This window comes from Asticcacaulis sp., from assembly GCF_047605585.1.
Classification (GTDB): domain Bacteria; phylum Pseudomonadota; class Alphaproteobacteria; order Caulobacterales; family Caulobacteraceae; genus Asticcacaulis.
The window spans coordinates 200,937-214,375 of the sequence record NZ_JASGFK010000003.1 but is presented as its reverse complement, the minus strand read 5'-3'; the positions used below and the strand labels follow the sequence as shown (position 1 = coordinate 214,375).

At 61.0% G+C, this 13,439-nt stretch carries 11 protein-coding genes; 5 read left to right on the top strand and 6 right to left on the bottom strand.

Features of this window, described 5'->3' with window-relative positions:
* Positions 1-132 precede the first annotated feature (132 nt).
* On the bottom strand, positions 133-1,053 hold the full coding sequence (locus QM647_RS10220) for a site-specific tyrosine recombinase XerD (protein WP_414995411.1): 921 nt from the start codon (positions 1,051-1,053) through the stop codon (positions 133-135).
* Positions 1,054-1,100: 47 nt separating this feature from the next.
* Here QM647_RS10220 and QM647_RS10215 point away from each other — a divergent pair, with 47 nt between their 5' ends.
* From QM647_RS10215 to QM647_RS10205, 3 genes are all read left to right on the top strand, one after another.
* Entirely contained in the window at positions 1,101-1,682 is a 582-nt protein-coding gene (locus QM647_RS10215) for a shikimate kinase (protein ID WP_414995410.1), read from the top strand.
* Positions 1,679-2,824, top strand: a complete 1,146-nt coding sequence (aroB, locus tag QM647_RS10210) for a 3-dehydroquinate synthase (RefSeq protein ID WP_414995409.1) — start codon at positions 1,679-1,681, stop codon at positions 2,822-2,824. Before QM647_RS10215 ends, aroB begins: the two co-directional genes overlap by 4 nt.
* 119 nt (positions 2,825-2,943) lie before the next feature.
* Positions 2,944-4,212, top strand: coding sequence for an HlyC/CorC family transporter (locus QM647_RS10205; RefSeq protein WP_414995408.1), 1,269 nt, complete (start codon positions 2,944-2,946; stop codon positions 4,210-4,212).
* Positions 4,213-4,269: 57 nt separating this feature from the next.
* Here the strand turns inward: QM647_RS10205 and QM647_RS10200 are convergent, their stop codons facing one another.
* Positions 4,270-7,368, bottom strand: coding sequence for an efflux RND transporter permease subunit (locus QM647_RS10200; RefSeq protein WP_414995407.1), 3,099 nt, complete (start codon positions 7,366-7,368; stop codon positions 4,270-4,272).
* A 1-nt stretch (position 7,369) separates the two neighbouring features.
* A complete protein-coding gene (locus QM647_RS10195) occupies positions 7,370-8,455 on the bottom strand; it encodes an efflux RND transporter periplasmic adaptor subunit (protein ID WP_414995406.1) in 1,086 nt (361 codons plus the stop codon).
* A gap of 278 nt (positions 8,456-8,733) precedes the next feature.
* Here QM647_RS10195 and QM647_RS10190 point away from each other — a divergent pair, with 278 nt between their 5' ends.
* A complete protein-coding gene (locus tag QM647_RS10190) occupies positions 8,734-9,585 on the top strand; it encodes a neutral zinc metallopeptidase (RefSeq protein WP_414995405.1) in 852 nt (283 codons plus the stop codon).
* 62 nt (positions 9,586-9,647) lie between these two features.
* Here the strand turns inward: QM647_RS10190 and QM647_RS10185 are convergent, their stop codons facing one another.
* The 3 genes from QM647_RS10185 to QM647_RS10175 all read right to left on the bottom strand — a co-directional run bounded on the left by QM647_RS10185 (position 9,648) and on the right by QM647_RS10175 (position 11,863).
* Positions 9,648-10,142: an Hpt domain-containing protein gene (locus QM647_RS10185; protein ID WP_414995404.1), complete on the bottom strand. Its 495-nt coding sequence runs from the start codon at positions 10,140-10,142 to the stop codon at positions 9,648-9,650.
* An 88-nt stretch (positions 10,143-10,230) separates the two neighbouring features.
* Positions 10,231-10,989, bottom strand: coding sequence for an NAD kinase (locus QM647_RS10180; RefSeq protein ID WP_414995403.1), 759 nt, complete (start codon positions 10,987-10,989; stop codon positions 10,231-10,233).
* A gap of 67 nt (positions 10,990-11,056) precedes the next feature.
* Positions 11,057-11,863: a DUF2336 domain-containing protein gene (locus tag QM647_RS10175; RefSeq protein WP_414995402.1), complete on the bottom strand. Its 807-nt coding sequence runs from the start codon at positions 11,861-11,863 to the stop codon at positions 11,057-11,059.
* A 219-nt stretch (positions 11,864-12,082) separates the two neighbouring features.
* Between QM647_RS10175 and QM647_RS10170 the strand changes: the two genes are divergently transcribed.
* Positions 12,083-13,417, top strand: a complete 1,335-nt coding sequence (locus QM647_RS10170; RefSeq protein WP_414995401.1) for a hypothetical protein — start codon at positions 12,083-12,085, stop codon at positions 13,415-13,417.
* The last annotated feature ends 22 nt before the right edge of the window (positions 13,418-13,439 follow it).

The window sequence follows — 13,439 nt, the reverse complement described above, 5'->3', positions numbered from 1 at the left end:
GCTCTTGATTGCCCCAAATGTACGCGCGTGGCGTTAAAAACCAATACCGAATAAGGGGATCACCCTTAAAGGCCATCTGTCTTAGAGGACAGGCCGTTTAACAGCAAGTCGTGATCCGTCAAAGGGGATTTTTCAGGAAGCGCGTCCCTTGGCCAGCGGATGATGGCTTTCGACGACCTCGCGCAGGCGTTCGCCGGCCACATGGGTATAGATCTGCGTGGTCGAAATATCGGCATGGCCCAGCAAGGTCTGGACCGTGCGCAGGTCGGCCCCGCCTTCCAGCAGGTGAGTCGCGAAGGCATGACGCAGAACGTGCGGCGACACCCGCGCCGGATCGATCCCGGCATTGACCGCCGCTTCATCGAGCAGTTGACCAACGCGTCGGCGGGTCAGATGCCCATCGGCGCCGCGTGAAGCGAAAAGGAAGGGATTGTTTTTATCCCCCGCCGGCAGGAAAGCCGGTCGGATATCGAGATATTCGCGAATCGCCGTGCGCGCCGAGGGATTGAGCGGCACCAGCCGTTCCACCCCGCCCTTGCCCCTGATGATCAGAAAGGCCGGATCACGCTGGACGGCATCGAGTTTCAGCCCCACCAGCTCGGAAATGCGCATGCCCGAAGCGTAGGCCATCTCGATCAGGCATTCCAGGCGGACGGCCTGGTGTGGGTCCTTGGCGCCACTGGCCGCAATCAGCGCCTCCACCTCTTCACGTGACAGGATTTTTGGCAGGCTCAGGCCCTTTTTCGCGGCGGCGATCTTGCGGCTGGGATCTGCGGCAGCCAGGTTTTCGGCTACGCAGAAACGGTAGAACTGCCGGATCGCCGAACGCTTGCGCTGGCTGGTGGCGGCGGAAAGCCCTCGCTCGCTCAACAGGGTGAAATAATGCGCCAGATCGCCTTCCGTCAGTTCCAGCAGGCCCGTCTGTGTCACGTTCAGCGTATCGGCCAGATCGCCGAGGTCACGGCCATAGGCCTCCAGGGTCGGTTTCGCGGCATTGCGCTCCACGGCCAGCATCTGCAGGAATTGTTTTACGGGGTCGAATCGCGAAGTCATAAGGTTAAGTCTGGCAAAGTACCGCTAATATCGTGTAAAGCAGGCGAATGACCGCCCAGCCTGAGCCTTCCGCGCCCGAACCCGTTGCGCGCCCTGTGTTTCCCCTGCCGAAAACCGTTGCGCTTGTCGGGCTAATGGGTGTGGGCAAGACCACCATCGGCCGCCGCCTGGCTGATCATTTCGGCCTGCCGTTCGTCGATGCCGATGAGGAGATCGAAAAGGCGGCCGGCATGAGCATCGCCGACATCTTCGCCAAGTACGGCGAAAAGGAATTCCGCGAGGGCGAACAGCGCGTGATCGCGCGCCTGCTGGAAGGCGAGCCGCGCATCCTGGCCACCGGCGGTGGGGCGCTGACCCATCCGTTGACCCGCGAAAAACTGAAAACCCATGCCATTACCCTGTGGCTGAAAACCGACATCAAGGTGCTGGCCAAGCGCGTCGCTAACCGCCCGCATCGTCCCCTGCTCAAAGACCGGAACCCTATCGAAGTGCTCAAGGAACACGTCAAGACCCGCTACCCGCTCTATGAAATCGCCGACATTTCCGTCGATACGGGCGACCAGTCGCACGGCAAGGCACTCGATCAGGTAGTCGAGGCCCTGCGCCTCCATATCGCAGGTGGCAAATGAGCCTTGTGAAACGCATTCCGGTCGCTGGCGAAGGCTTCAAGGCCTATGAAGTCATTGTCGGCCAGGGCCTTCTGACCGAAGCCGAAAAGTGGGTTGGCCCCTTCCTGACCAACAAGCGGGTGGTCATGGTCACTGACAGTAATGTCGGGCCGCTGCATGCCGATGGCATACTGGCGCAATTCGAGGCCGCCGGCCACAAGACGCATAAGATCGTGGTGCCCGCCGGCGAGGAGAGCAAGTCCTATGACGGCTTCAAGTTCGTGCTCGATTCCCTGCTCGATTGCGGGCTGGATCGCAAGGACGTAGTGATCGCGCTCGGCGGTGGCGTCATCGGCGATCTGACCGGCTTTGCCTGCGCGGTCTATATGCGCGGCATCGACTTCATCCAGATCCCGACCACCGTTCTGGCCCAGGTCGATTCCTCGGTCGGCGGCAAGACGGCCATCGACCACGAAAAGGGTAAGAACCTGATCGGCGCCTTCTGGCAGCCGCGCCTGGTGCTGTGCGATCTCGATATACTCAAAACCCTGCCGGCGCGCGAAATCCGCTGCGGCTATGCCGAGATCATCAAGTATGGCCTGCTGGGCGACAAGGCCTTCTTCGACTGGCTGGAAGTCAATGACGAGAAGGTGCTGGCCCTGGAACCGGAAGCCATCCTGCATGCCGTCGCGCGGTCGGTCGAGATGAAGGCCGAGATCGTCGCCGCCGACGAACGCGAAGGCGGCCAGCGCGCCCTGCTCAATCTCGGCCACACCTTCGGCCACGCGCTCGAGGCCGAGGTTGGCTTCGGCGACACGCTTCTGCATGGCGAGGCCGTCGCCATCGGCATGGCCCAGGCCTTCCGCTACAGCGCGCTCAATGGCGAGTGCACGGAAGAGGACGAGGCCCGCGCCGTGGCGGCCATCGCCCACGCTGGCTTGCCGACGCGCATGAGCGATATCAGGAACGCGCCCTTCGATGCCGACCGCCTGATCACCCATATGGGGCACGACAAGAAGGCTGAGGGCGGCACCCTCACCTTCGTGCTGGTCAATGGCATAGGCCGGGCCTTTGTGGCCAAGAAGGTGCCCGCCGAATCCATCGCCGAATTCCTGAGCCTGGACGGCGCGCAATCCGCCTTGGGCAAAACGGTGGTTTTATAATCCGCATAGTGCAGGCAGATTGCATTATGCGCTCAGAGGCCGCGCAGGCTCGTCGCACAAGCGACGGCGGGCGGTCGCCCTTGCCAACGCTTGAGCGTTGGAAATAATTTAGGTGTCTCATGCTGATCGCCTCGCTTATCGCCCTGGTTCCTGTCCTGCTGCTGATCCTGGGGGTATCGGCGATTTTCAGTGCGGGCGAAACCTCGATGACCGCCGCCTCGCGCGGCCGCATGCACCAGCTTGAACGCGACGGCGACCGGGCCGCCAAGCGGGTCAACCGGCTGCTGACCAATCAGGAAAAGATGATCGGCGCCATCCTGCTGCTGCAGAACGTGCTCAATATCGGTGCCTCGGCCATCGCCACCATCTCGATCGACCGCGCCATTCCCGGCCCCTGGGGCGCGGCGGTTTCCACCGTATTCATGACCGTACTGGTGCTGGTCTTCGCCGAGGTCCTGCCCAAGACCCTGGCCATTATGAAACCGGATGACGTGGCGCGTTTTCTGTCACGCCCGGTCAGCTGGACGGTCTTCGTGTTCGGGCCGATCATTAATGCCGTGCAGTGGTTCGTGCGCGCCGTCCTGCGCCTGTTCGGCGTACGCATGTCCATGGAGGTCGATGTGCTTGCGGCGCACGAGGAAATCCGCGGCGCGGTCGAATATCACCATGACGAAGGCGCCGTGCAGGTCGAGGACCGCAACATGTTCCGCGGCGTGCTCGACCTGGCCGAACTCGATGTCAGTCAGATCATGGTCCACCGCAAACAGATCGACATGATCGACGCTGATCTGCCGACCGACCGGATCATCGATATCGCCCTCGGTTTCAGCCACACCCGCGTACCGCTCTACAAGGACAACACCGAGAATATCATCGGTGTTCTGCATGCCCGCGACCTGATGGCGGCGGTGATCCACGCCCGTGGCGACATTACGCGCGTCGATGTCATGGCCATTGTCCGTGAGCCGTGGTTCATCCCCGATACCACCAACCTCAAGGACCAGCTGGCCGAATTCCGCCGCAAGAAGGCGCACTTCGCCCTGGTTGTCGATGAATACGGCGCCCTGCAGGGCCTGGTGACGCTGGAAGACATTCTGGAGGAGATCGTCGGCGAGATCGACGACGAACATGACGCCGTGCTCACCGCGCTGCGCCGCCAGTCCGACGGCTCAATTCATGTCGATGGTGACCTGGCCATCCGCGACCTCAACCGCGCCATGGATTGGGAACTGCCCGATGAAAACGCCGTCACCATCGCCGGTCTGGTGATCCACGAGGCCCGCACCATCCCCGAACCGGGCCAGACCTTTATCTTTTATGATCGCAAGTTCCAGATCATGCGCCGCCAGCGCAACCAGATCACCGCGATCAAGATTTCTCCACTCTGAGCATAAAAAAATCCCCGCCGGATTTTCCAGCGGGGATTTTGCTTTCAGTAACAGGCCTTATTCGCCTGGATGCACCGTCTCCGTTTCATCCTTGCCCTCGGCCTTGAACTTGATGAACTTGCCGAAGAAGTTCGACAGCTTGTCCACCAGTTCGTAAGACACCGGCACAAACAGCAGCGACAGGAAGGTCGAGGTGATCAGGCCGCCGATCACCGCCACCGCCATGGGCTGACGGAAGCTGTCATGGCCGATAGCCACCGGCAACATACCGGCGCCCATGGCGACCGTGGTCATAACGATCGGGCGCGCGCGTTTGCGGGCCGATTCGATCAGGGCGTCATGCCGGGACATGCCGTTCTTCATGGCCATGATAGCGTATTCCACCAACAGGATCGAGTTTTTCGCGGCAATGCCGGTCAGCATGATCAGACCAATATAGGACGGCATGGACAGGCTCATCCGGCAGGCGATCAGGGCCAGGAAGGCGCCGCCGAAACACAATGGCAAAGCCGACAGGATGGTGAACGGGTGCGTGAAAGACCCGAACAGCAGAACCAGCACGACATACATCAAAAGAATCCCGGTCAGGATGGCGGCGATGAAGTTCGGCACCATTTCGAGGAAATCCTCGTTGTTCGGGTCCACAACCGTGTGAACACCAGGCACCTCACCGGCTGCGATCTTTTTCATGATCGGCAGGTTCTTGACGGCAGCTTCCCCCGTTCCGTTGGTCACACCGTTCAGATCGGCGCTGACCGTGGCCGAACGCGTCCGGTCAAGGCGGTGGATGGCGATAGGTCCGGCGCCAAAGGTCACATCGGCCACGGCGGTCAGGGGCACGGACGCGCCACTGCCCGTCGGCACCATCAGGGTGTCGAGATTGCTCAGATCATATCGCGCGGCACTCTTCAGCAGCACACGAATGGGCAACTGGCGGTCCCCGTCATTGAACTTGGCCACGCTCTGGTCGATGTCGCCAACCATGGCGACGCGCGCCGCCTGGGAAATGGCCGTGGTCGAAACGCCCATCCGCGCCGCCTCGTCCAGTTTCGGCGTGATCTGCACTTCCGGCTGGGTCAGGTTATCCTCGGAACGGACATTGGCCAGTTCCTTCAGGCCCGCCATCTGGGTTTGCAGCTGTGTCGAGGCCGCTCTCAGGGCATCGCCATCCTCGGAGACGAGGATATAGGAAACCCCCGTGCCGCCGCCGCCGGACTGACCAAAACTGGATCTTATGCCCGGATAGGTTTTTAGTGCCTTGGAGAAGTCCTGCTCGAACTCTGCCTGTGACAGCTTGCGCTTGTTGAATGGCACCAGATTGACGATCAGACTGGCCGTTTCCATGCTTTCAGACGCATAGACGGAACGCACTTCCGGACGCTTCATCAACTGGTCGCTGACCTCCATCACCACGGCATCGGTATCGTCCAGCAGCGAACCGGGCGGCAGGGAAATGCTCATGGTCGACATGCTCTGGTCACTGGCCGGGATAGTATCGCTGGGCAGCAAGGCCACCAGGGCCGCCGAGCCGGCGAAGAAGGCAAGGCTGCAGAAAACGACCAGAATCTTGTGACGCAGCGAGAAACGCAGCATCTTCAGATAGGTCGACATCCAGAAGGGCTCATCGTCCTTGTGCTTCGGATTGTCACGCAGCAGGTAGGCGCCCATCAGCGGTGTCAGGGTCCGGGCCACCACCAGCGAGAAGAAGACACTGACGCAGGCCGCGACCGCGAAGCTTTTGAAAAACTGCCCGACGATACCCGGCATGAAGCCAGTCGGCGCGAACACCGCGATCAGGGTCGCCGTGGTGGCCACGACGGCCAGACCAATTTCATCCGCCGCCTCGATGGCCGCCTGATAGGGCTTTTTGCCCTCGCGCATGTGCCGGACAATGTTCTCGATCTCGACAATGGCGTCGTCGACCAGGATACCGACCGTCAATGACAGGGCCAGCAGCGACACCACGTTGAACGACTGGTTGGTGGCATGCATGACGAAGAAGGTCGGCAGCAGGGACATAGGCATGGCGATGGCGGACACGAAGGTCGCCCGCCAGTCGCGCAGGAACAGCCACACCACGACCACAGCCAGCAGAGCGCCGATAATCAGGGCTTCAAACGAGGCGTCATAGCTGCGCTGAACATCGGTAACGGAAGACGCCACCTCCTCGATCCGGACGTTCGGATTATCATTTTTCAGCTTTTCGATCGCTGCCGTTACCCCCTTGGCCACGGCTACTTCCGAAGTGCCGCGCGTCCGCTGGATGCTGAAACCGACCACTTCATTACCGTTATAACGGGCACGGACGCGCGGTTCGGTCCAGGTATCGCTTACCGTACCGAGATCACCCAGACGAACCGATTTACCGCTCGACAGAACGATGCGCTTTTCCGCCAGCAGGTGGACCGTATCGGCATTGCCGAGCGTACGGATATTCTGTTCCTGGCCGCCGAAATTGAACCGGCCGCCGGGCATATCGACGTTGAACGAGCGCAACTGGCTGGAAATATCCGAGGCCGTGGCACCTTGCGCCGCCAGCTTGGCCGGATCGAGCTCGATACGGATCTCACGGTCAACACCGCCATCGCGCGTCAGCTTGGAGACGCCCTTAACCGCCAGAACCCGCTTGGAGACATCGTTATCAACGTACCAGGAGAGCTGTTCCGGCGACATCTCGGCAGCGCGGATGGTATAGGACAGAAGCGCCCCGCCCGCGGCATTATCGACGCGCGAAATGATTGGGTCCTGCACATCGGACGGCAGGTCGCTGCGGATGCCGGCCACGGCATTGCGCACGTCATTGGTAGCCTTTTCGAGGTCCTCACCCAGCTGGAACTGCACGACCGTGGTCGAGGCGCCTTCATTGACGGTCGACTGGATATGGCGCACCCCGCCGAGACCGGAGACCGAATCCTCGACGATACGGGTGACCTGGTTCTGCAGTTCGGAAGGCGCCGCCCCGGAACGGATAACCGTCACCACCACGTAAGGCAGGTCGATATCCGGCCAGTTGTTGACGCGCATTGACTGGAAACCCAGTATGCCGACAATGGTCATGACGATAAAGAAGACAATCGTCGGGATCGGATTGCGGATCGACCACGAGGATATCTGGAAGCCGCCCCCTTCGGCGGCAGACGTGTTCGGGTCCGACATCTTATTCCGCGCCCTTCTGCGTCGCCGACAGCGTGCCCTTGACCAGGTCGCCATCATTCAGGAAGCCGGCGCCGGTGGTCACTACCTGCTCGTTGGCCTGCAGGCCTTCGCGCACCGCCACATCGTCCTTGCCGACCGGACCGCCGGTTACGATCTTGCGCACACGGGCCTTGTTGTCCGTGCCGATGACGAAGACGCTAGGGGTATTCTGCGTATAGACGATAGCCTTTTGCGGAATAACCAGCACATCGTGCAGACCGGCATCGATCGTGCCGGAGGCGAACATGCCCGGACGCAGGCCGGAGGTCCACGGTACGCTGACGCGGGCATAGCCGAGGCGGGTCGAGGCATCGACCTGCGGCGTAACGATCCGTACCGAACCGGCGACCGTGCCGGTCGATTCGCTGGTGACCGTGGCGGCCATGCCCGGCTGGATATCATGCAGGTCGTTTTCGACCACTTCCATGTTCAGCTCGATGCGGCCGTCGCGCACGATACGGAACAACTCGGCGCCCTGGCTGACGTTCTGGCCCAGAACGGCCGTGCGATGGGTGACGATGCCGGAGACCGGCGCGCGTACCGTCGCCATATCGAGCTGGGTCTGGGCCGTTTCCATGGCGGCCTCGGTCGTCAGCTTCGACTGTTCGGCGCTATCGAGCGCCGACGCAGAGAGATATCCCTGCTGAAACAGGGTCTGGGAGCGCTGATAAGCCTTGTTGGCCTGGTTGTAATTGGCCTTGGCCTGCTTGAGCTGAGCCTGGAGAAGCACATCATCCATCTTCAGCAGGGGCTGCCCCTGCTTGACGGTCTGGCCTTCATCAACCAGCAGAGCGACAGCGGTCAGGCCGCCGGTTTCGGCGCCCACGGCCACTTCCTGCCAGGCGCTGACCGTGCCCGAACCGGTAATCTGGACCGGTGCCGAGACCTGGCGGACCACGGCGTAATTGACAGCGGAGACATGCGCCGCCGGCGCCGCTTCCTTTTTCTTGCCCGAACAGCCGCTGACACCCAGTCCCAGCACCAGGGCCGTGGTCAGGCCCGCCGCCATCAGCGGCCGCGAACCGGCTTTCAGAATTCCCCAAGTCATGCCCATTGATCCTACTTTTTTATGTCGCCGATTTCGGCAGACACCGTTGTTTTCTTTACGCCGCACATTGCTTCGCCCCCCGTTGCAAGTCAACGAAAGACGACATTACAAATCATTCACGAACACGCTCTCATGCGTGTCCCGGCCGCCGCGCGGCGTTACCCTATTCGCTATACCACAGCTTCGCTGAAATCTGTCAGTGATGAAACACTCTGCGGCTTGAAAAGAGTGTTAATTCACCTGATAAAGGTCGGGAACACTCTGTGGGAGAGATCAGCATGAAATGGCAACTGGGACGTGAAGGCGAAGTCGAGGACCGCCGCGGCAAAGGGATCGGTGCAACGCATGTCATAGGCGGCGGCGGATTGGGTGTCGTTGTCATCGCGCTTATCGGCTATTTCGTCTTTGGCATAGATCCGAGCCAGATCCTCAATGCCTCGCAATCCGTTCAGTCAACGGGCGAGCAGCAGACCGTGGCGCAAAGCACCTGCGCCACGGATGACACCCAGTGCCGGTTCGCCTCGACCATCCATACCTCGGCCGACGACACCTGGGCGGAAATTTTCAAGTCGGAAGGCCGTGAATACCAGCCTTCGGCCATAGTGCTTTATTCCGAAGGCACTCAGACCGGTTGCGGTTTGGGTGAATCCGCCATGGGGCCGTTCTATTGCCCGCAAGACCAGCGGGTCTATCTCGACCTCGATTTCTTCAACACCATGGACCAGCAACTCGGCGCCAAGGGTGACTTCGCCCGCGCCTATGTGATTGCCCACGAGGTCGGACACCATGTCCAGAACCTGCTTGGCACCAGCGACAAGGTCCAGCAACTGGAGCGGACCCAGGGCACGACTGGCGCCAACAGCCCTTCGGTTAAGCTTGAGCTTCAGGCCGATTGCTATGCAGGCGTCTGGGCCAAGCGCTCCAATGACGAGAAGCACTGGATCGAGGACGGCGACATAGAAGAAGCGATCAATGCGGCGTCATCGGTCGGCGACGACACGCTTCAGGAAAAATCTCAAGGCCGTGTGGTGCCTGACAGCTTCACCCATGGCACCTCGGCGCAGCGCATGAAATGGTTCAAGGCAGGTTTTGCCTCCGGCGATCCAGCGGCCTGCGATACTTTCAGCTGACAGAAAAGGCGGCCCTCACGGACCGCCTTTTCATTATCTTGCTGTTGGGTTTTGCGGATCAATCAACTATTGAGATTATGCTCGTCGAGATGTTCCTTGACGCGGACCTCAAGCGCTTCGGACAGGGCCACGCCAACCGGATGGTCCTCGCTCTTGATCTGGCCGCGAACCACAGCGCGGATGGCGTCGAGATGGGCCTCGACCAGCTTCCACGGCGCCACGGCGCGCTTTTCTTCTTCATCCAGCATCTTGCACAGCGAGCCGGAAATGCGGGTGATCAGAGGAAAGCCGTAGGTCGTTCCCAGGCCCTTCAGGTCATGGGCACGATAGAACAGCTGGTCGGAATTGACCGGGTTAAGCCCTTCGTCCTTGATCAGTTGCTGAACGGCCTCCAGCTTCTTGATCTCTTCCATCAGCCAGTCCTCGAACTGGCTGGAGAGGTCGGCCAGAGCCGCTTCGGCCTTGGCAATGGCCTGCGCGTCGATTGCACCCAGACGCCCGCCCACCTTGGCACGCAGGGTATTGGGCACTTGAATAATCTGAGCTTTTTCCGGCATTGCCATATGTAAGACACCTTCCACGCAAATCTCTTTCGAGGCAGATTACAGGAAGGTCATTTAAGAAGACCTAATACGCCTCAATTTTTCAGGAAGCGAACTGTTCCGCAAGCACCCGCTCGTCATAGCCATTGCCGGCATCGAACAGCAAGGTCGCCTTCATATCCTCCGCCTCGGCGATATCTACCCGAACCACATCGCGCACATCATAGGTATCCGCCGCCGCGCTGATCGGGCGCTTGTCCTCTTCCAGCGTCTCTATGCGCACCCGGGCCGTATGGGGCAAGATGGCGCCACGCCAGCGCCGGGGCCGGAAGGCACTGATAGGCGTGAGGGCCAGGGCCTTGGCCGTCAGCGGAATGATGGGGCCGTGCGCTGACAGGTTATAGGCGGTGGAGCCGGCCGGCGTGGCCACCATGATGCCGTCGCACATCAGCTCGTCCAACCGTACCTTGCCGTCGATATAGATCTTGAGCTTGGCCCCCTGATGCGATTGCCGCAGCAACGACACCTCATTGAAGGCCAGGGCCGTGTGTTCCGTACCGGCGCGAGTTCGCGCCCGCATGCTTAAGGGGCTGATCAGGGTGCTTTCACTCTTGAGGATACGCTCGATCAACTGGTCTTCGGCATAGTCATTGAGCAGGAAGCCGACACTGCCCCGGTTCATGCCAAAGATCGGAATCTGCGCCTTAAGGTATTTGTGCAGGGTCTGCAGCAGAAAGCCGTCTCCGCCCAGGGCCACCACGACATCCGGATTGGCGACCGAACCATACATGGCTTTCAGCCGCGCACAGGCAGCCTGGGCTTCGGGGCGATCGGAGGCGGTAAAATCGAGACGGAGGGACATTAGCGACAGTCAGAAGGGTTGCAACACCGCATATCTAAGCCGGTTTTCGCTAATAAGTCTAAGGAAATCAGTGCGCGCGATTGATCAGCGTCGCTAACCTGCGCTGGGCTTCCGCCGCCGGGAGGTCGAATATCGACAGGATCAAGGGTTGAGCGCTCTCCGCCATATAGGGCATACCGTCATTGGCGGCCTGCCACAGGGCCAGTACAGGCCGGAAGACCGCCCGGTCCAGGCCGGCGGCGCGCAGGCTAAGCGCCAGCGGCACGGCGGATTCCGACACCAGGGCCAAGCTCAAGCCGGCCAGGTCGCATTTCACCCGCCGCGCCAGTTCGCGCACGAAACCGGCGGTTTCCCTGCCCCGCAGCAATGCGATCAGTCGAAGATTATCGTGGCCGCTGGCCTCGGCGCGCCAGTCGCGCAGATGCGCCTTCGCGATAGGCAGGGTCTCGCTTTCCAGCAAAGCGGCGCGCAGACCGGGATTTCCTTTGGCGCGATTGGCGACAACAGCCTGGTCTTCCTCATCCAGGTAAAGTCCGGGATTACGCACCAGCGCCAGGATGACGCTGTCGGTCTGCGTCCGCAGCAGGGCCTTGATGACGCGCCGATCCAGGGCCGGACGCGCCGCCACAAGGCGATGGTGCGACTCGCCCGTGGAGGCAATCAGGGCCAGCAGAACTTCGGGCGTCAGGGTCGGCAAAACCGATTTCAGCAGAGGCGCCGACAGGTTGACCGGCAGGCCGCACAACCGGACGATCAGCTCTTCTTCCGTATAGATGTCGGCTCCTGCCCGGCCTGCCTCGACCGCCGGACGCACCTCGGTCGGCACCGCGGCGGTGTCGATCGGCTCGGGACTGGCAATGGGCAAGGGTGACAAGACGGCAGCGGTTCCTGGATGATGACAGACCGTACACGCGGGGATTCGGGTAAACGGAGTCTGACCAAACAGGGTGAAGACTTGCTTAATGCACACCTCCCTCAACCCTGAGCCGAGATAACGCCATTATTCGGCATAAAATGGCATCGCATTAATCTTGTCTCAATTGACCCCGGCTTAGGCTTTTGGCCGTTCAGTGTACCCACAAGAAGGACATCCATGTCCGATATGCCTCAGGAGGCCCATCCGGCGCCCACGCCCAGCACCGCGGACAGCGGGGCACCAGTCATGCGCGCGGCTGGCCACGGCCGTGAGAACCTGATCATCGCGCATGACGACGCCGTCGAAATCATTGAACGCCTGCGCGAAACCCATGTCGATATTACCGGCCATACCTTCCTGCTCAAGCTCGACACCCTGATCGTGCGCCTGGGCGCCAAGTGGGAAAGCAAGAGCGAGCAGGTATTCGACCACCTGAAGACCGCCTTCGAGCGTGCTTATCCCGAACCCAACTGGTGCATACCCATCAATGGCGACTGCTGGCTCGGCATGCTGCCGGAAAGTGGCGCGCGCAAGGGCGCCCTGTTCATGGCCGAGACCTGGCGCGAACTGTGCGGCTTCTTTGTCGGCGATATGTCCGACCTGGATATCCCTCTCTATGACGTGCTGGCCGAGGATGTGGACCGCATCTCGATACAGAAGCTCAATCTCGCCACCTATTTCCCCGCCGATGACCACGACAACGGGCCTATAAAAGCGCAGGGGATTCGTCCCGGCAATGGAGAGGCTGGTTCGGAAAGCACAGGCGGCCAGCGCCCTATGATCGTCGCGACCAGCCTGTCGCATGGCGGCCGCAGCCTCAAGGTCGCCAGTTCGATCGAGCCCCTGTTCGAGATGAAGAAGATGGTCATGATCGGCCATCGCCTCGAAGCCCTGGTGATGGAGAGCCTGGATAACGCCCTGCTTGATCGCAAGGCCCTGGCCAATCTCGACTGGGGTCTGCGGGAAATGATCGATATTCTCAATGTTGAGCAGGGCCTGAAGCTGCTCAAACTGCGCACGCCCGAACAACGCAAGATGATGATGGTGGTGCCGGCGGCGTTCTCGACCTTTGCCTCCGCCCGTGCCCGCCAGAAGATCACCCAGGAGGTCCACAAGGCCGCCGCCGAGATGGGGCTGAAGGTCCTGTTCGAGGTACGCGGTCTCGACGGCGTTCCGCCCCATCGAATCCTGGAAATCGTCTCGCTGATCAAGCCCTTCTGCATGACGGTCGTGGGCTCAGTCAGTCCCGATCGTAAGGTCATCGCGGGCCTGGCCAAGTGCGGGCTGTCGGGAGTCTGCCTGGAATATGACGGCGTAAAGCGCGACGAGGACAATCTGCGCGACTATCTCGGCGCACTGGCTATGGCCGCCAAGGCTTCGGCGGGCGCATGCATGGTTCAGGGCTTCGACAATTACCGCCAGATGGCTGTGGCCAGACTGGCAGGGGTGACCCATGCCAGCATGAAGACCGCCGCCCTGATATCGCCGCGTATGCCGCAGTCGGCGGCCTGACGCAATTTGCTCAATAATTGAT

Coding starts and splice junctions, on each gene's coding strand:
- QM647_RS10220 (WP_414995411.1), bottom strand. CDS start 1,053: ATGACTTCGCGATTCGACCCCGTAAAACAATTCCTGCAGATGCTGGCC.
- QM647_RS10215 (WP_414995410.1), top strand. CDS start 1,101: ATGACCGCCCAGCCTGAGCCTTCCGCGCCCGAACCCGTTGCGCGCCCT.
- aroB (WP_414995409.1), top strand. CDS start 1,679: ATGAGCCTTGTGAAACGCATTCCGGTCGCTGGCGAAGGCTTCAAGGCC.
- QM647_RS10205 (WP_414995408.1), top strand. CDS start 2,944: ATGCTGATCGCCTCGCTTATCGCCCTGGTTCCTGTCCTGCTGCTGATC.
- QM647_RS10200 (WP_414995407.1), bottom strand. CDS start 7,368: ATGTCGGACCCGAACACGTCTGCCGCCGAAGGGGGCGGCTTCCAGATA.
- QM647_RS10195 (WP_414995406.1), bottom strand. CDS start 8,455: ATGACTTGGGGAATTCTGAAAGCCGGTTCGCGGCCGCTGATGGCGGCG.
- QM647_RS10190 (WP_414995405.1), top strand. CDS start 8,734: ATGAAATGGCAACTGGGACGTGAAGGCGAAGTCGAGGACCGCCGCGGC.
- QM647_RS10185 (WP_414995404.1), bottom strand. CDS start 10,142: ATGCCGGAAAAAGCTCAGATTATTCAAGTGCCCAATACCCTGCGTGCC.
- QM647_RS10180 (WP_414995403.1), bottom strand. CDS start 10,989: ATGTCCCTCCGTCTCGATTTTACCGCCTCCGATCGCCCCGAAGCCCAG.
- QM647_RS10170 (WP_414995401.1), top strand. CDS start 12,083: ATGTCCGATATGCCTCAGGAGGCCCATCCGGCGCCCACGCCCAGCACC.